Below are 16,717 nucleotides of genomic sequence, written 5' to 3'. Positions count from 1 at the left end.
TTTCACAGTTGGTCAAAGTCAGTAGTTCGTAATAGATGTGACTCATTCAGGGAATAGACTTCAACTGTGTAGCTCCTGCATTGGAACTCTCGCTTTTTACACGCCCTTGAAATTGTTGGTAAAAGACATAGGCATTATGAAATCCACGACGTCTATTTCGATTGTTGCCGCGAAAGATAATGACTTCGATTCCCCATTTCTTACAAATGGAGCAGTTACACTTCTGCCATGCTTTGTCGGCAAGTGTGCGCCGGTAGGCTGCTTCATGTTTCCTTTTGTCGCCATGAAGCTGGTCATAGGCAAGAACGGCCGTTAATGTCTCCTCTAACTCCGCAATTCCGGCATCATAGTCACGCAACAGGCGCAATGCTTCCTGCTCCATTTCCTTCATTTTGATTACTGTCATGCCATTTTTGGCTGCAACTTCACCGGTGGAGTCTACGCCGCGCTTTCTGGCCCCTCCTTCCTTTACCTCTGGAACTCGAATGGCTGCATAACGTTCTTCGCCTACTGTCCAGTAGTTGTCCTGGCTTGTACCAAGAAACGCCCGGCGCATGGGCGAGGCGCTGTCAGCGCTTGTGACTCCATAGCGAATGAAATCCGAAATCAGTGATAGTCGAGCAACCCCGAACAGGTGTAACATTTGTACGCACTGGTTTTCTTGCAGAATGGGATGGATTGCTTGCAACGTTTGGATGATTTCCTGGTCTTTGCTGCGTGCCATGCCACCGATAGCCAGATGGCTATAGCCGATATCTAATAACTGCCGGATACTACCTGCACGCGAATCGGCATCCCACCCCTGCGCAATCCCCACAGGGATGACTTTGTAGTCATAGTCGTTGCGTTTCCTCAGAAACTCCTGCGCATTATCAAGAGTGATTTTTAGGCGGCGATCTCTTTCTGCTTCGGACATGGTGGGAAAGATGAGATGGTCCAGGGCTACACCATAGGTAAAGCCCATCACTTCATAGTAATCGAGGATTTCGGCTACGGTATACGGTGGCTCTTCTTTATCCCAATAGGAGAATGCGCCACAGTCACCCATTACCGGAACTTGTTCTGCCAAACGGAAAAAGCGGTGGACATTCCCACTCGTTTGTATGCGCTGTTCTACAGAGGGCGTCACAACTGTTTTGGAAACGAGCATTCCGTCAAAGATTGGTTCTGTGAAAAATTCATGGGCATATTGGTCGTGCTGGAAACGGCCGTTTCGTTTCCGTTTTGGTGAATAGTCATCCTTCTCAAAATCGTATTCCGGATCAACAAGGTCTTCAAAGTTCGGTAGATAGAATTGCATAGGTTCACGTTTGTTATTTTTTAGTTCTGGGCGTCGGGGATGGCTGTCACAAACGAAGTTCCACACTGTCATCAAGCAGATCGTCGGCGGAGATCCCCGCCAGCCGGGCATAGGCAGATAAACATGAAAGTTCTGGCTCCCGCAGCCCTTTCTCCCACTCATGCACCCGTGACCGGCGGGACTTACCCGTTTTACCCACAGCGGTTGCCATATCTTCCTGGCTATAGCCCAAGTGTTTGCGAATTGCTTTGAGTTTGGCGCCCAAATTCTCGAGATTCTTGGCTGTAGACATTGCCCTATCCTCGTCTGGAATGATTATGTTCTATATTAGGAACAAAAACGGCCGTCTAATTCAGACGGCCGTTTCTCCACTCCCAATATCCTACGCAAAAACTCACGTTCGATAACAATTTAACCCTAACTTCCGCAGCACCCGCCGCGCTTCATCAGCGGAAAAATCACTCACTGGCACATCAAAAAGGTGGTGCGCCGCCCACTTCGGGCTAGCCTTTTCGCCACCGATGACTACATACCAACCACGCACCTGGCGGGCCGAATCTGGCGCTGTGAACAGGCTGGAACTCAAGTGTTCCTCTGCTTCGGCTGTTGTCAGGGAAAGGGTGCGACCGCGTAAAACGGCCGTTACCCGCCCTACATTCGGCATAACCACCTGTTCCTCAACCCGAGGAATAGTGGGGCTGATTTCCCAGAGCCAGTTCCGTAGCTCGGTTAACTTCGTCCCGGCGGAACTGCGCGCCGTTATCACTTTCGTGTCAACGCCCAACACATTGTCAAGTCCATCGAGTGCCAGCAGATATGTTTGTCCCATCGCCAAAAATATCTCCGCGTAACCGACCGGCGCGATTTCTTGCTCAACCTTGTGCAAAACGGCCGTGTGCAGTTCAGCAGCTCTTGCTGGCGTCATTTTTTGGTCATAAGGGAGAATGGGCGTCTGGCTGTCAATCAGCCCATGGCGGGCTGATAGAATGTAGATGATGAGGGTTGCTGCTTCTTCTGGTTTCTCACGCAGGTAGCGGCGCAAAACCTGGTACATGGGGCCGGTGTACCGCTGCACGGCCGGTAATAGCTCAGGCGCACCATGTTTGGCGCGTGAGCAACTTAAAATGAGGCAGCGCTTCTTCTCTGATGCGATGGTCACGATGTTATTCCCCGTTTGTTCGCAGTAGCGAACAAACCCCGAATATAGTATCACACTGTGCGTAGGGATGATAATAGTACCGTATGGTGAAACGCTGAGAAACGGCTTGCCAGGAGTCCGACTCAATCAACCACGATCTGTCTATATTCCAGGGGTAAAGAGAAACGCTGTCTCAGCGTATTCAGGTATGTTAGCCCTTCCTGATCCAGGGCCGTTTCACCGACAATTATCAGTCGAGCAGCTTCTTGTGTTCCAGGCCAAAAACCATACTCCAATAACTGCCCCATGGCCTGACGTAAACAAGCGCGTGGTGAATGAGCCGTTTTTATCTCATAGAAGTAGAATTCGTCTCCATCTTTGACCACAACGTCAATGCTGGTGCCAATGCCGCTTGGTAGCTCGGTGCGCACATTTTCTTTCCCATATTCTTTGACCAACTGCTTATAAAGGGCCGCTTGTAGCACATTATGGCGGAGGTTGATATCCAGTTCTTTTTGAGCGAGAGAAGCATTGGCGGATGGTGCTTTAGCCGTAAATCCTGGCGAAAACCTGAAGGGTGATACCTTGACGGCAGTAACAAGTTGTAAATTCCCATTGCCCTCAACGTATCTGTACAAAGGCAGCAGGCGGTCTAGATCATCCAGAAGAAGCTCGTAATCTATCTGCTCGCAGGGTTGACGTTTGCCGAGAAAATAAAACATTCCTTCGGTGATGTTTTCATGCGGGATTGGAGAAGGCATGTAGTCATCGCTTTGATAACTGTAATAGTGCCACATACGCATGTCGGCATATTGTTCTGGATTCTGTAGGATAAATTCGTTGAATAACCTGACCTTCGGCAGAAGAAGGCTGATATCGGGTAGTGTCTGGCTGGTTTCAAAAGAGAAGGCAACACCATATCTGAGATAGGGAACAGTATCTATCGTTTCAATACCCACATTGAATTGTAATTCCTTCCGTCCCCCGTGATGAAATGCCCAACTTTCGTGCGTAGTTGAAGGAGTGAATATGTTAAAGGTTGGCAACCGTTTTAGCTGCTTCAACTCTTTGCGAATCTCTTGAAGCGTTCCTATTGGGTGAGACTTTGCTCGCAAGTTAATCTCGGAGACTATTTGGTACAGAGTGATGGTTTTCATGAATATGTTTCTAGTGATCGCTTTGTAGATAAAGGTTAGTTGTGTAAATTCGGCCGTTCCCCACCACCCTCTCCTCCAACGCCGCCGGCCGCCCGTGTCGTTGGCGCTTCAACGCCAATTCCCGCGCCAGGTCGCTTTTCGTTAAGTTCACACGGCCGTCCAATCCGCCGCAATTCGTTCAGCCTGTTCCAGTACCGTGTCCGTCGCCTTTTCCTGCATGTCTGGCGGATAGCCATACTTCTTCAAAATGCGCTTCACCATCACCCGGATTTTGGCGCGGGCGCTCTGCTTCACCGTCCAGTCCACCGTCACCGTCTGGCGCAGCATCTTAATCAACTCGTGAGCGATGAAGGCCAACTGCTCATTACCCATCACTGCCACGGCGCTGGCATTGTCGGCCAGGGCGTCGTAGAAGGCCAGTTCCTCCTCGCTCAGGCCCAGCTTCTCACCGCGTTGTTGGGCCGCCTGCATTTCCTGGGCGATGGCGATTAGTTCCGTGATGACTTCGGCCGTATCAATGGCGCGGTTTTGGTAACGGCGCAGCGTGTCCGTCAGCAGCGCCTCAAAGGAGCGGGCCTGCACCACGTTCTTGCCCATGCGCGCCCGGATTTCGTCGTTGAGCAGCTTGCGCAGCATCTCCAGGGCCAGGTTTTTGTGCGGCATCTGCTGTATTTCGGCCAGGAATTGGCCGGAGAGGATGGAGATGTCCGGCGTTTTCAGCCCAGCGGCGTCGAAGATGTTGATCACCTGCGGCGCGGCCACCGCCTGGGAGACCAACTGCTGAATGGCGGCGTCTATTTCAAATTGCGATTTACTCCCCGACGGGGAGAGCTTGGCAAAGCCGGCGCGCACCGCCTGGTAAAAGGCCACTTCGTCGCGGATGGCAACCGCTTTGTCATGGGGCATCGCCAGAGCAAAGGCGCTGGAGAGGCGGGTCACGGCCGTCATAAACCGCTTCTTGCCCTCCTCCTGCCCCAACACATGCTCCATCGCCAGGGGAATGATGGCGAGTCGCTGGGCGGGTAAGCCGTGAAAGAATGGCGACGTGTCAAACCGGTGGAAGAACTGGCGCACCACCTCTACCTGGCTTTCCATGAAGGCCGCGGCCTGCTCGATGGGTGAGGCAGGACGGCCGTCTTCCCCCAATTCATAAACCGGCGCTTCTTCGCGCAGGGTGTAACTCGCCATCGCCTCTTTCAGGTCGGTGGCAATACCCAGGTAGTCTACGATGAGGCCACCCGGCTTCTCCTTGTAGACGCGGTTGACGCGGGCGATGGCCTGCATCAGCCCATGGCCGCGCATCGGCTTGTCCAGGTACATGGTGTGCAGCGGCGGCGCGTCGAAGCCTGTCAGCCACATGTCGCGCACGATGACCAGCTTCAGGGGGTCGGCCGGGTCCTTGAAGCGCTCGGCCAACGCCTTGCGGCGTGGTTTGTTGCGGATGTGGGGCTGGTAGCCGGCTGGGTCGCTGGCCGAACCGGTCATCACCACCTTCACCACGCCCGCGTCGTCATGGTCGTTGTGCCAGTCGGGGCGCAGTTGGATAATGTGATTGTACAGGTCTACGCAGATGCGACGGCTCATGCCGACGATCATGCCTTTGCCGCCGCTGATGCCGACGTTAAGCATGGCTGCCTGGCGCTGAGCAAAATGGGCCACGATGTCGGCTGCTACCTGCGTTAGCCGTTCTTCCGTGCCCACCATCGCTTCCAGCGCCGACCATTTGCTTTTCAGCTTTTCGCGGGCTTCTTCTTCCTCACCCTCGGTGATTTCCTCGAATTCGGGGTCGAGGATGGGACGCACTTCTTCGCGCAGCCGCAGTTTTGCCAGCCGCGCTTCGTAGTAGATGGGCACAGTGGCCTTGTCGGCGACGGCGCGTTGGATGTCGTACACGTCTATGTAATCGCCGAAAACCTGCGGCGTGCTGATGTCGTCGGATTCGATGGGCGTACCGGTGAAGCCGATGAAGGAGGCGTGGGGCAGAGCATCGCGCACGTATTTGGCGAAGCCGTAGGCCAGGTAAGCGGCGGCCTGCTCTCTGGCCTTTACCAGCCGCGCCTCGAAGCCGTACTGGCTGCGGTGGGCTTCATCGGCGATGAAGATGATGTTGCGCCGGAAGGAAAGCTGGGGATAAGCGTTGTTGCGCCCTTCGGGGCGGAATTTCTGAATGGTGGTGAAGATAACGCCGCCGGAGGAGACTTGCAGCAGTTCTTGTAGATGCTCGCGGCTATCGGCCTGGATGGGCGTCTGCCGCAGCAGTTCCTGACCGCTGGCGAAGGTGCCGAATAGCTGGTCATCCAGGTCGTTGCGGTCGGTGAGGACGACGAGGGTGGGATTGGCGAGGGCGGCCTGCTGGATGACTTTGCCGGCGTAGAAGAGCATAGTCAGGCTTTTGCCGCTGCCCTGGGTGTGCCAGACGATGCCCACTTTCTGGTCGCCATCTTGCGCGGCGGCGCGGACGCTTTGGGTGATGGCTTTGTTGACGGCGTGATATTGGTGGTAAGCGGCCGTTTTCTTGGCAATATGCGGCCCATCCACCTCAAAGACGGTGAAGTAGCGCAGCCGGTCGAGGAAGCGGTGGGGGGCAAACGCTCCTTTGAGCAGCACTTCCAGTTCTGGCTGCGTCGCCAGGGCCAGGGTATCGCCGTCAATGGTGCGCCACTGTTTGAACCATTCCCAGCCCGCGGTGAGCGTGCCCAGGCGGGCATAGGTGCCATCGCTGATGACCAGCCCTTCGTTAAAACGCAGCAGACTGGGAATGTCGGCTTTGTAGGTTTGCAGTTGGTTGAACGCTTTTTCCAGCGTGGCCTCTTCGTCGGTGGGGTTTTTTAGCTCGATGATAGCCAGGGGCAGGCCGTTGATGAAGAGGACGATGTCGGGGCGGCGGTTGGTTTTGGCGTGGCTGATGGGGTTGACGTCGTGGACGGTGAACTGGTTAACGGCCGTCCACTCATTATTCGCCGCGTTGTCATAGTCCAGCAGCCAGACTTTGTCGTATTTGATTTTGCCGTTGTGGGAATAACTTACGTCTACGCCTTCGATGAGCAGGCGGTGGCAGGCGTGGTTGCTGCTGACGAGGTGGGGGTTGTCGCTGCGTTCTACCTGGCGGATGGCGTCGTCCAGGGCGGTGGTGGGAATATGGGGGTTGATGCGGGCCAGGGCGGCGCGAAGTCGTGCGCGCAGAATGACTTGCTGATAGCTGCTGCGCTCGGCGGCGGGTTCGCCGGGGGCGATGTTTGGGCCGAAGACTGTGGCGTAGCCGATTTCGGCTAACCATTCCAGGGCGGCAAGTTCGGCAGTGGCTTCGTTAAGATTGGTCATCCTCGGCGGCGGTGCGTTCGGCTTTGATTTGGGTTAAGATGTCATCCAGGGTTAGGTGGGCGAATAGCTGGTCGCGTTCGGCCGTATAGTCGCCATAACCGGTGGTGAACTGGTTGAGAAAACGCACAGAGTTGACCACGCCCAGTTCTCGATAGAGAATTTGCACGGCTTCTTGCGTAATTTGGGTCAGGGGTTTGGTGTCTAAAATCATGCTTCTAATTCCTCAATCAGGGTAACGGGTGAAACGACTTTCACGCGCAGATTTGTCATGCGCACCCGGTTTTTGCTGTCCAGAGGGCGTTGTATGCTACAGGTGCCCAGATAGATTCTCATACGGTTTCATTGTAAAGGTTTGCAGGCTCGAAAAGCAACCATCTATGATGGCGTTGCCGGCAGGTTTGCTGGGGCGATGTCTGGACCAAAGATAGTGGAGTAGCCAATGGTTTGTAGCCATTCCAGAGTAGCGAGTTCGGCTATAGATTAATCACGTGGAGGTGGCATGATTCCCCTTTTTTCTAATTGCTGCTTCCTAATTACCATAACTAGTAAACCAACCAGGAAAAAAAGAGTACTTAAAACCAAAACCAAAAATGTATAACTCGAGTCTCCTTCTGCCGCCTCTGATGGGGTTACCATTGGCGCGGGAACTATTGGGAAAGTAATATTTTTGAGCGGATAGATGATAGCTTCTGTGTCATCATTTTCAGATAAGTTTACAGGGATGGAAATGGTTAACTCCAGCATATGAATATGTTCCACAAGTGGTTTAACTTGCCAGCGCCATGTGGTAATTTGACCGGCTAAAATTATTTTTTGTTCGGGTTCAGAGGGCGTAATTGAGACATCAGACAGGCTGCTTAAATCAGCGAGCATGACAGGGTACAGTGGAACTTCATCGATTAAATCAGGGGACGGGGTTGATTCCAGTTCTTCCTTGACCAGTTTTTGACTACCAGTCTCCAGATCTGTTTCAATGTTTAAGGACACAAATACTTGTGATGCATTGACTTCTATCCCTTCAGGTCTGATGTTTAGCTGCACCTGGACGGGGACGCCCATTTCGTACGTTTCATCATAGATGAGTTCGAATAGACCAATCCCAAATGGTTCTAAAGATAGTGTCGGGCCACTATCTGTGTTGACCAGATAAACGGTAACAGCGCGCGTTGGAGTTAACGTAGGTGTTGCTGTGGCGCTAGGCGTTAGTGCAGGGGTAACGGATGGCGTGGAAGTGATTGTAGGCGTTGGAGATGGTGCAATAATAGCGATGAGGGCATTTCTAGGAGTCGGCAGCGATAGAATTACCAAACTAGTCAACAACAGGATCAACACACCAATTATCGGGAGGGGGTATTGTCCGATAAGCTCTTTATCAAATGGTAGCTTCTTTTCTTCAACGGAGGGCCAAGCTATGTTGGGGCGACGTTTTTTAAGTTCAGCAATGAGTTCTTGCAAACGGCTGCGATTTTCAACATAGGCTATCAGGGATTCAGCCTTATTCGAAAGTGTATCGCCCGATAGCTCTCCCCACTTAATGTCAAGGTCAAAGACCAGACTTTTCAATTCTTCTTCATTGAATTTGTCTGCCATTAATTCTTTTAATAAGGCTCTTTTTTGCCGTCGCATGTTTTTAATCATAGTTGAAGGATTAGAGAATCTTATCCACTTGAAATATTATGGACAGGAACGCGGAGTTGGCCGGACATGAGGCGGGGGAGAAGGGTGTCGCGCAGGTCGGCGAGGGTGCGGGATTCAATGCGGTTTGTAATCATTTGCTCAACGATCGGTTCCATTATCTGGGTCATGGTGTCAAGTAGTAAATCAGTGGGCGGCACGGCCGTTTCTGCTGATGACAGGTGTTTCCTTTGAATATGCCCCATTGTTGTTGCTTTACCGGCTGCAATTCGCTGAAATTCATCCAGGTGGTGTTCTGTCCAGTAATAATAAAACCACTTGGGATAATGCTCTGATGTAACTTTGAAAAGATGCTGATTCAGTGCGCCTTTGCCGCCGCACCATAAATCAACCAATAAACTGCCTGACCAGGAAAAAACAACATCCCCATCGTACAAAACACACGATTCTGTAATATGGGGTGAGGCTTGGTTGCTATTGTCGTCTACAAATCCCTGACGCAATTCCCGAATTTTAATAACTGGCAGGTATTCCTCCCCTTCTGGTGGATACTTTTGCAAGGCAAGGCCGTTTTGATAGCTGGCTATTTCGTCAAGTGGTTTAATTTGCCAGCCTTCTGGCAGCTCACGGCCGTTTTCCCCCACCACCAATCTCCCCGGAAACAAATGGTCATAGGGCTGGCTGGGCTGCCCGGCCTGGTTGCGGCGCACCGGGTCGAAGTCCACAAACCAGGACTTGAACAGGGCGCGGGCCATCTCTTCCAGCGTGGCGTTCATTTGCCGGTTTAGTTCTATTTTGTCATCGAAGACGCGAATTGTACTGATAATACGTTCTTGTTCAGATAGGGAAGGTATAGGGACATATAATTGAGATATAGCATCAGTAGTTAGCCGTCTCGTTCCATGACTTGCTTCATCGACTAACGCCATTACTTTAGGGATGTTACTTTTTAGGACGTAAGCAAGAAACATCGGGAGAATATCTTTTGTCGGAATGATCGCCTTCAAATCTTGGTTAAATGTAACTGGCCTTTGTGTAATACCAATTCGGAATTCTTGTGCGAGGCTCATCCCACGAACCACAAAAAGTATGGTGTCTCTCGGCACTAGTCGTGTCCCATTTTTACTCCCTTCCTCAGTAACATGCTCTTTGGAGTCATGAACAAAAAAGTCATGCATACTTTTCGCACTTATCCATGGAATTTCGCCGCCCCAATAGTTTTCATTGGACTTGCTTGGAGTACCGCCTGAGAGCCACTGACCGCATTCTCTTAAAGGACGGTAAATCCACTCAACAGGGCTTTCCGGATTCATAACAACTCGTTTAAAGATTCTAAAATCGTTTCTTGCAATCGATAAGATTCGCTGAACTGTTTTTTCAAGAGCAAACTTAACCGCTCTACCTTCTCCTCGAACGGCTCCCCATCATCCGCCACATCAGCCGCGCCCACGTAACGGCCGGGTGTCAGCACAAAGTCATGGGCGGCAATCTCCGCCAGCATCGCGCTTTTGCAAAAGCCGGGTTCATCCTCATAACCATCTTCGTTGTTGCGCCAGGCGTGGAAAGTGGCGGCAATGCGGTCAATGTCGTCGTCGCTCAGTTCGCGGCGGGTGCGATCTACCATCTGCCCCAACTCCCGCGCATCAATGAACAGCGTTTGCCCCTGCCGCCCGGCTGCTTTGCGCCGCGCCAAAAACCAGAGGCAGGCGGGAATTTGCGTGTTGTAGAACAACTGCGGTGGCAGCGCCACCATGCACTCCACCAAATCCGCCTGCGCCAGCTTACGCCGAATCTCCCCCTCCCCGCTCTGCTGCGAAGACATAGAGCCATTCGCCAGGACGATTCCGGCACGGCCGTTCGGCGCGAGATGGTGAATCATATGCTGCAACCAGGCATAGTTGGCATTGCCCGTCGGCGGCGCGCCATACTGCCAGCGCTTATCCTCCGCCAGCAAGTTGCCGCCCCAATCGCTGATGTTGAAAGGAGGATTGGCGAGGATGAAATCCGCTTTCAGGTCGGGGTGCAGATCATGGTGAAAGGTGTCGGCGTGATGGGGGCCGAGATTGCTGTCAATATGGTGAATCGCCAGATTCATGCGGCAGAGCTTCCAGGTGGTAGGGTTCGACTCCTGCCCGTAAACGGAAATGTCGCCCACGCGCCCACCATGCGCCGCGACAAATCGCTTCGACTGCACAAACATGCCGCCAGACCCGCAACAAGGGTCATAGACGCGCCCCCGATACGGTTCCAGCATCGCCACCAACAGCTTGACGATGGAGGCCGGGGTATAGAACTCGCCCCCCTTCTTACCCTCGGCGCTGGCAAACTGGCCGAGGAAATACTCATACACCTGCCCCAACACATCGCCGGAGCGCATGGCGATGGTGCTGATCAGGTCAATCAGTTCACCCAGGCGGCGTTTATCCAATTCCGGGCGGGCGTAATCCTGGGGCAGCGTCCCTTTCAGGCGCGGGTTTTCCCGCTCGATGGCCGCCATCGCCTCATCAATGCGCAGCCCAATCTCTGGGCTTTTGGCCTGCGCTTGCAACGCGGGCCAGCGTGCCTCTTGCGGAACCCAAAAGACATTTTCGGCGGTGTATTCATCGCGGTATTCGGGATCGGTGTAGTCGGTTTCAGCGCGGGCGGCCAGATCATCATAAAGGACGTGGAAGGCGTCGGAGATGTATTTGAGGAAAATCAGACCGAGGACAACGTGCTTGTACTCGGCGGCGTCGAGGTGGCCGCGCAGCTTGTCAGCGGTTGCCCAAAGGGTTTGCTCGAAGCCATTGCTGTTGTTGCCAGATTGTGCCATGTGGCCTCTCCATGATGGTTCTAGACTGGTTTGTTACCGGTAGCGTAAGGATAACATAAGGTGAACGGCCGTACCAGATAATAAACGGGAAGGCAGAGAAACGGCCGTTTCCCCTCCACTGCCCTTTTCCATTATAATGGAGCAAGATTGAAGCGTAGATGGTTCTACAAGTGGGGCAAGAACGATGGAAATGATGATAGAAACGGCCGTTTTGACCAGATTACGCCGACTACCCTATTCCCAAAAACAGGAAGTGCTGAACTTTGTGGAGTTTTTGGAGGCGAAGCTGGCGTCCGTCGAAACACAACAAACCCACCATCTGGACGCCGCTGCCCGGGCCTTGTTGAGCGATTACGAATCCGACCTGGAACTAACAGCTTTCACCGCACTCGATAGCGAATTTGATGAACACCGACGATAAAACTGGTCTGATTTCCCTACCAGAGCGGTCGAGATATGGGGTAAACGGCCGTTTCCCCTCCCCCACCCTTTTCCATTATAATGGAGAGTAAATTGGTAAGAGACGCGAAACCTTGCCAAAGGCAAGGAGGGTATCCCTTATGGAAACGGTGCAAAGTATTAATCTGATTAGCACAAATCCGCGCGTGCGCAACGGTCGTCCTTGTGTCGCCGGCACAACCATCGAGATTGCCACAATTGCCACGGCCAAGGTAGTAGGCGGGCAAGAGCCAGAAGAGATAGCGGCTGATTTAGAATTGTCATTATCACAGGTATATGCAGCGCTGGCTTATTACTACGACCACAAAGCGGCGATTGACGCCACTATTCAGCGCCACCGCCAATTAGCCCTTTCCATGAAGGAGGCTCGCGTTGGAAGCCGCCATCAGCCGTTGATTGTATAAAGCACATTGTGAATCGTGAACGACACCGACGACAAAACTCGCCAGATTTCTATGACTGAAGCAGCTGACTTGTATGGATTTAGTCGGCGCTATTTCAGTGCGTTGGCTAAAAAAGGGCGGCTGCGGGCTATTCGTATTGGGCGTAGTTGGGTTACAACTCCCGCTGATGTTGAGGAATACATTCGTACACGCGAGCAAAAAGGCGCATACCGTGCCGATATAGGAAATCACGAGTGATTGACATATGTGCCTAATTAGGAATATAATTTGACTAACCAAATAGTCTAAAACGCAACGACGGCGCAGTATTACGAGTACCGCGCCGCCGTCTAACCCAAGTCCTGCGACAACAGGCCGAGGGCTGGCGTTGATAATACCACAAACGATTTCGGATTTCCGATTGCGGATTTCGGAATTGTCTGGGTATTGCCACTGACAGCGCGAAGCCGTTCCTTAACAGGAGCGGCTTTTTTAGTTGTGAATGGTGAATGGTGAAGTCTGAATTGTGAACGGGTTCCCCCCACTTCACAATTCACAATTGCCAATTCACAATTCACAATTCAAACGGCCGTTTTCCACCTTCATGGGTTGGGAAACGGCCGTTTCTGTTAGTGGGGCTATTCGGTTCACGGATGCCCGGCTTCACCACCGGGTATCCGGTTTCTGTCAATCAGCAAACCAAATCGGAGGTAAGACCCATGAAATTCTTACGCACAACCCACAACGACGGCGCTTTCCGCCCCCTCGCCCCCGAAGCCTTCACCTTCTGGCGGGAACACGGCGCAGACATCGCCGCCGTCCTGTGCCCGGAGACGCCCCTCTCCCTGGCCGAAATCCTCGAAGCCTACGCTGAATACCAGCTCGACCACCCCGAAGGCGGCGTTGGCGTGGATGAAGTCTACGTCGCCTGGGTGCTGCTCAAGCTGGTCAGCTATGGTCTGGCAACGACCGTTATGCCCGCCGGCGCTTACCACCGCCCCCACCGCCATTACCAACGACCAACCATTTGAGTACGGAGTGTGGAGTGCGGAGTGCGGAGTGAAGAAAGAAGGCGCTCTGGTGGCTACGTTCTGCCCGTCCAGGTGACAGGTAGCCAGTCTCATTCAGCCGTACTACACGAATAATCGTTCACCCCCACACCCACTTACCTTATCATGAACAAACTCCTTTCCCTCCTCCTCGCCGTCGCCCTTCTGGCCTGCGCCCTGGCCTTCCTGGCCCTGTCCACGGCCGTACGCGAAACCGGGCCAGCCGTTGTCGAACAAGCGCCCGCCCTCATCGGCGAACTGCGCCACACCGACACCCTCGACGAACTGCAACAACTGCGCGAGCTAGAACGGCCGTCGCGCCCCGTCTGGCCCTTCATCCTCTTTCTCATTGTCATCGTCCTGCTTTTCGGCATGGTGGTCGGGACGCCCTTCCTCAAACAGGCCAACAGCCTGCTCCGGCAGGTCAAACGGCGCGGGGGTGGAAACGGCCGTCGCGCCCCCCACCCCGCTAACCATCCACCGAACAATCCCATCATCCTGCCACCCGGCTACGGCTACGGCCCGCCGCAGCTGCCACCACCCAACCAACCCCCATCATCCCCCGAGGACACCGAATGGTAACAACCCGGAATCAACACCGAGAAGCGGAGGAACGGAGAAGCCGAGGATTTCTCTTCCGCGCCTCCGTTCCTCTGCTCCTCTGCTTCTCTGCGTGCCTCATCTTCTTCACCGCCTGCGCCACGCCACCGCCCACCGGCAGCGTCGCCAACCCCGCCGCCTACGGCACGGCAGGCGCGCGCATGGTCAGTGACTCGGCGGCCACCTTGCAGGCCGCCACCGTCCAGGCGTTTGATGCCAGCCTGTCGGGCACGCGGCAGGCGCAGGCGGCCACCACCCAGGCGCAAGAAATCGCCAACGCCACGATGGGGGCGATGCTCGTCACCCGTGACGCCCAGGACGTGCGCCAGCGCGACCTGGAACTGGCCGGCATGGCCACGGCCACGGCCGTTGCCAACCAGGTCAGCGGCACGGCCACGGCCATTGCCCTTTACCGCGAATCGCTCGACGTGCAGCACAACGCGGCGCTGGTCGCCCAGGAAGCGGCCGCCCGCGCCACCGCGCAAGCCCGCGAACTAGAACGGCTGCAACTGGAAAACGACATGCGCCGCTTCTGGAACAATGCCCTGCCCTACCTGCTCGGCGCAATCACCCTGCTGCTGTTGGCAGGGGCGGGCAGCCTGCTCTTCACCCGCTTCATGGACGCCCGCCGGCCGCCGCTCTACCAGATGGCCGTCACGCCCAACCAACTGCCGATGCTCAAAGGCCCCAACGGCTGGCAGCTTCTGCCCGCCCGCGCCACCATCCTCGACCAGACGGCCGTGCCCAACGCTGCCGACAACGACATCGCCGACGGCCACTTCACCGACGTATCGTCCGCCCGCTGGGACACCTTCATCCGCTGGCAGCATGTCAGCCAGCTGCCCCTGGGGGCCATCATCAGCGGCCCGCGCCGCCCCTTGCTCATTGACCGCAACCAGGAACCCCACATCCTGGTCGCTGGGACCAGTGGCAGCGGCAAGACGCGCAGCGGCCTGATGCCCACCATGCTCGGCCTGTGGGCGGCCGGGGCCAACGTCATCGTCGTCAACGGCGCGGGCAGCGACTTCGCCGACCTGGTCGCCATCCCCAACATCACCTTCTTCCCCCCGGCGGAGGAGCGTGACCTCATCGCCCCGCTGGCCGACTTCCTCGATGCGACGGTGCGCGAATCCCTCCGCCGCGACCACGTCCTGGCCGCCTGGAACGCCAACACCTGGCGCGACCTGCCAGCGGAAGCCGGCGAGAGCGGTGAACTGCTCATCGCCGTAGACGAGTTCCTGGCCGTTATCCTGGCCGCCGACGAGGTGAAGCAGGCCATCCGCGCCTCGCGGCAGTACGCTTCGCAAGCCGAGAAACGCACGGCCATCGAGGAGATAGACCACCGCGTCTACCGCCTCTGGTACGCCGCCAACCGGATTGCCTCCAAGAACCGCAAACACGGCATCCACCTGCTCCTCTCCCTCACCGACCCGACCGGAGCGCTGCTCGGCGACTACGGCATGGCCCTGCGCCGCCAATGTCTGGCTATCGCCTTTCGGATGCGCATCGCCGACGGCAGCCGCAAGTTCCTGGGCGTCAGCAGCCGCGACGGCTACCCGCAGGGCAGCGTGGGCTTGCCGACCGGCCAGTACCTCGCCAATCTCGGCGGCGAAATCCACCGCTGCGTCAGCTTCTTCCCCTCCTCGGCCGACATCCGGCAGTTTGTCCAGACCCGCGCGCCGCAGGTGCGGCAGTCCACTCTGCCGCCGCTGCTCCAGCCGCCGGCCGTCATCGAGGGCCAGTGGGAAATCGCCGACCTGCTGCCCGCCGCCCACGCTGACCCGTCACTCACCGATGGGCTGCTGCGCATCGAGCAGGACGCCCGCCTTCTCCAAGGGCAAATCCCCCAGTTCCGCAACGTCACCGCCGCCGGCCGCGCCCTGAGCGAGGCCAAAGGGGAACTGGGCGACCGGGTGAACCCGCCGGGCCGTTCTATCCGCGACGCGGAGGCGGCCATCCGCTGGCTGGCGGAACAGGGGGATGAGGCGGCGGGGTGGTTTGTGCGGGAGGTGTTGGAGTGAGGGGGAGATGGGGAGACGGGGAGACAAGGAGACAAGGAGACGGGGAGACGGCCGTTTCTCAGGTAGGGGAAACGGCCGTTTGACCAACAGCGCAAACGGCCGTGTGCGTCAGCGCCAATCGGCGCAGTTCTTTAGCAATCAATAGCAGAGACGGCCGTGTCTCAGGCAGGGGAAACGCCCGTTTGACCAGCAGCGCAAACGGCCGTGTACGCCAGCGTCGACCGGTGCAGTTCTTTACCAATCAATAGCAGAGACGGCCGTTTCTCAGGTAGGGGAAACGGCCGTGTGACCAGCTTCCAGACGGCCGTTTTGCCCCTGTCGTAAGTTGTCGTAACTCTGTCGTAGTTGTCGTAGTTGTCGTAATTGTCGTGATTTACCCCCTACGACTCCTGGTCGTAATTTACGACAACTTACGACAGTTACGACAACCTGTCGTAAATCGGCCTTTTTCTTGTGTTGTCGTAGTCGTAGATCGTCTTTTGGGCGGACATCCGATGAATCTCAACTATTCGCTAAACCACGTCCACCTTCGCCCGTTCTGCGCGTCCGGCGCTGTCCAGCCAATACCGTCCCCCACCTGCCGCACGGCCGTTAGGACGGCGGCTAACTGGTACGGTTCGTTGCTGATAACGAGGGGAAACGGCCGTCTGGAAGTCTGTCAAACCGCCGTTTTTGCCCCTGTCGTAAGTTGTCGTAACTCTGTCGTAGTTGTCGTAACTCTGTCCTAACTGTCGTGGTTTGTCGTGAATTTACCACTTACGACCTCTGGTCGTAATTTACGACAGTTACGACAACTTACGACAACCTGTCGTAAACCGGCCTTTTTTCTTTTGTTGTCGTAG

At 55.3% G+C, this 16,717-nt stretch carries 18 protein-coding genes; 6 read left to right on the top strand and 12 right to left on the bottom strand.

The genetic code is table 11. The annotated features are described in order from the left end of the window. Positions 1-46: 46 nt before the first annotated feature. The 10 genes from IPM39_27540 to IPM39_27495 all read right to left on the bottom strand — a co-directional run bounded on the left by IPM39_27540 (position 47) and on the right by IPM39_27495 (position 11,363). Positions 47-1,300, bottom strand: coding sequence for a queuine/other tRNA-ribosyltransferase (locus IPM39_27540; GenBank protein ID MBK8989770.1), 1,254 nt, complete (start codon positions 1,298-1,300; stop codon positions 47-49). A 46-nt stretch (positions 1,301-1,346) separates the two neighbouring features. Continuing rightward, complete coding sequence (locus tag IPM39_27535; protein ID MBK8989769.1) at positions 1,347-1,592, bottom strand: helix-turn-helix transcriptional regulator; 246 nt, start codon at positions 1,590-1,592, stop codon at positions 1,347-1,349. Positions 1,593-1,694: 102 nt separating this feature from the next. Further along, a complete protein-coding gene (locus tag IPM39_27530) occupies positions 1,695-2,459 on the bottom strand; it encodes a hypothetical protein (protein MBK8989768.1) in 765 nt (254 codons plus the stop codon). A gap of 122 nt (positions 2,460-2,581) precedes the next feature. Beyond that, the gene (locus IPM39_27525; protein ID MBK8989767.1) at positions 2,582-3,595 is read right to left on the bottom strand and encodes a hypothetical protein; all 1,014 of its coding nucleotides are present in this window, start codon (positions 3,593-3,595) and stop codon (positions 2,582-2,584) included. Between the two features lie 10 nt (positions 3,596-3,605). Beyond that, a complete protein-coding gene (locus IPM39_27520) occupies positions 3,606-3,746 on the bottom strand; it encodes a hypothetical protein (protein MBK8989766.1) in 141 nt (46 codons plus the stop codon). Then, positions 3,743-6,916 (bottom strand): type I restriction endonuclease subunit R, encoded by a 3,174-nt coding sequence (locus IPM39_27515; GenBank protein ID MBK8989765.1) that lies wholly within the window; start codon positions 6,914-6,916, stop codon positions 3,743-3,745. Before IPM39_27515 ends, IPM39_27520 begins: the two co-directional genes overlap by 4 nt. Then, on the bottom strand, positions 6,903-7,127 hold the full coding sequence (locus tag IPM39_27510; protein MBK8989764.1) for a hypothetical protein: 225 nt from the start codon (positions 7,125-7,127) through the stop codon (positions 6,903-6,905). Before IPM39_27510 ends, IPM39_27515 begins: the two co-directional genes overlap by 14 nt. 269 nt (positions 7,128-7,396) lie before the next feature. Further along, complete coding sequence (locus tag IPM39_27505) at positions 7,397-8,542, bottom strand: hypothetical protein (protein ID MBK8989763.1); 1,146 nt, start codon at positions 8,540-8,542, stop codon at positions 7,397-7,399. A 32-nt stretch (positions 8,543-8,574) separates the two neighbouring features. Further along, complete coding sequence (locus IPM39_27500) at positions 8,575-9,864, bottom strand: restriction endonuclease subunit S (GenBank protein MBK8989762.1); 1,290 nt, start codon at positions 9,862-9,864, stop codon at positions 8,575-8,577. Continuing rightward, positions 9,861-11,363, bottom strand: a complete 1,503-nt coding sequence (locus tag IPM39_27495; protein ID MBK8989761.1) for an SAM-dependent DNA methyltransferase — start codon at positions 11,361-11,363, stop codon at positions 9,861-9,863. Before IPM39_27495 ends, IPM39_27500 begins: the two co-directional genes overlap by 4 nt. 190 nt (positions 11,364-11,553) lie before the next feature. Here IPM39_27495 and IPM39_27490 point away from each other — a divergent pair, with 190 nt between their 5' ends. The 6 genes from IPM39_27490 to IPM39_27465 all read left to right on the top strand — a co-directional run bounded on the left by IPM39_27490 (position 11,554) and on the right by IPM39_27465 (position 15,875). After that, on the top strand, positions 11,554-11,784 hold the full coding sequence (locus tag IPM39_27490) for a DUF2281 domain-containing protein (protein ID MBK8989760.1): 231 nt from the start codon (positions 11,554-11,556) through the stop codon (positions 11,782-11,784). A 139-nt stretch (positions 11,785-11,923) separates the two neighbouring features. After that, on the top strand, positions 11,924-12,226 hold the full coding sequence (locus IPM39_27485; GenBank protein ID MBK8989759.1) for a DUF433 domain-containing protein: 303 nt from the start codon (positions 11,924-11,926) through the stop codon (positions 12,224-12,226). Between the two features lie 15 nt (positions 12,227-12,241). After that, positions 12,242-12,463: a helix-turn-helix domain-containing protein gene (locus tag IPM39_27480; GenBank protein ID MBK8989758.1), complete on the top strand. Its 222-nt coding sequence runs from the start codon at positions 12,242-12,244 to the stop codon at positions 12,461-12,463. A gap of 461 nt (positions 12,464-12,924) precedes the next feature. Beyond that, complete coding sequence (locus IPM39_27475) at positions 12,925-13,236, top strand: hypothetical protein (protein MBK8989757.1); 312 nt, start codon at positions 12,925-12,927, stop codon at positions 13,234-13,236. A 144-nt stretch (positions 13,237-13,380) separates the two neighbouring features. Further along, positions 13,381-13,836, top strand: a complete 456-nt coding sequence (locus IPM39_27470) for a hypothetical protein (protein ID MBK8989756.1) — start codon at positions 13,381-13,383, stop codon at positions 13,834-13,836. Beyond that, positions 13,830-15,875: a hypothetical protein gene (locus IPM39_27465; GenBank protein ID MBK8989755.1), complete on the top strand. Its 2,046-nt coding sequence runs from the start codon at positions 13,830-13,832 to the stop codon at positions 15,873-15,875. Before IPM39_27470 ends, IPM39_27465 begins: the two co-directional genes overlap by 7 nt. 58 nt (positions 15,876-15,933) lie before the next feature. On the opposite strand, the gene IPM39_27460 is transcribed toward IPM39_27465, so the two are convergent. Both IPM39_27460 and IPM39_27455 read right to left on the bottom strand, forming a co-directional pair. Next, a complete protein-coding gene (locus tag IPM39_27460; GenBank protein MBK8989754.1) occupies positions 15,934-16,116 on the bottom strand; it encodes a hypothetical protein in 183 nt (60 codons plus the stop codon). Positions 16,117-16,387: 271 nt separating this feature from the next. Continuing rightward, positions 16,388-16,537, bottom strand: a complete 150-nt coding sequence (locus tag IPM39_27455) for a hypothetical protein (GenBank protein ID MBK8989753.1) — start codon at positions 16,535-16,537, stop codon at positions 16,388-16,390. Positions 16,538-16,717: the final 180 nt, after the last annotated feature.

This window comes from Candidatus Leptovillus gracilis (assembly GCA_016716065.1).
In the GTDB taxonomy this organism is placed as follows: Bacteria; Chloroflexota; Anaerolineae; order Promineifilales; family Promineifilaceae; genus Leptovillus; species Leptovillus gracilis.
This window is presented reverse-complemented; position numbering and strand designations above follow the sequence as displayed.

Coding starts and splice junctions, on each gene's coding strand:
- IPM39_27540 (MBK8989770.1), bottom strand. CDS start 1,300: ATGCAATTCTATCTACCGAACTTTGAAGACCTTGTTGATCCGGAATAC.
- IPM39_27535 (MBK8989769.1), bottom strand. CDS start 1,592: ATGTCTACAGCCAAGAATCTCGAGAATTTGGGCGCCAAACTCAAAGCA.
- IPM39_27525 (MBK8989767.1), bottom strand. CDS start 3,595: ATGAAAACCATCACTCTGTACCAAATAGTCTCCGAGATTAACTTGCGA.
- IPM39_27515 (MBK8989765.1), bottom strand. CDS start 6,916: ATGACCAATCTTAACGAAGCCACTGCCGAACTTGCCGCCCTGGAATGG.
- IPM39_27510 (MBK8989764.1), bottom strand. CDS start 7,127: ATGATTTTAGACACCAAACCCCTGACCCAAATTACGCAAGAAGCCGTG.
- IPM39_27505 (MBK8989763.1), bottom strand. CDS start 8,542: ATGCGACGGCAAAAAAGAGCCTTATTAAAAGAATTAATGGCAGACAAA.
- IPM39_27500 (MBK8989762.1), bottom strand. CDS start 9,864: ATGAATCCGGAAAGCCCTGTTGAGTGGATTTACCGTCCTTTAAGAGAA.
- IPM39_27495 (MBK8989761.1), bottom strand. CDS start 11,363: ATGGCACAATCTGGCAACAACAGCAATGGCTTCGAGCAAACCCTTTGG.
- IPM39_27490 (MBK8989760.1), top strand. CDS start 11,554: ATGATGATAGAAACGGCCGTTTTGACCAGATTACGCCGACTACCCTAT.
- IPM39_27485 (MBK8989759.1), top strand. CDS start 11,924: ATGGAAACGGTGCAAAGTATTAATCTGATTAGCACAAATCCGCGCGTG.
- IPM39_27475 (MBK8989757.1), top strand. CDS start 12,925: ATGAAATTCTTACGCACAACCCACAACGACGGCGCTTTCCGCCCCCTC.
- IPM39_27470 (MBK8989756.1), top strand. CDS start 13,381: ATGAACAAACTCCTTTCCCTCCTCCTCGCCGTCGCCCTTCTGGCCTGC.
- IPM39_27465 (MBK8989755.1), top strand. CDS start 13,830: ATGGTAACAACCCGGAATCAACACCGAGAAGCGGAGGAACGGAGAAGC.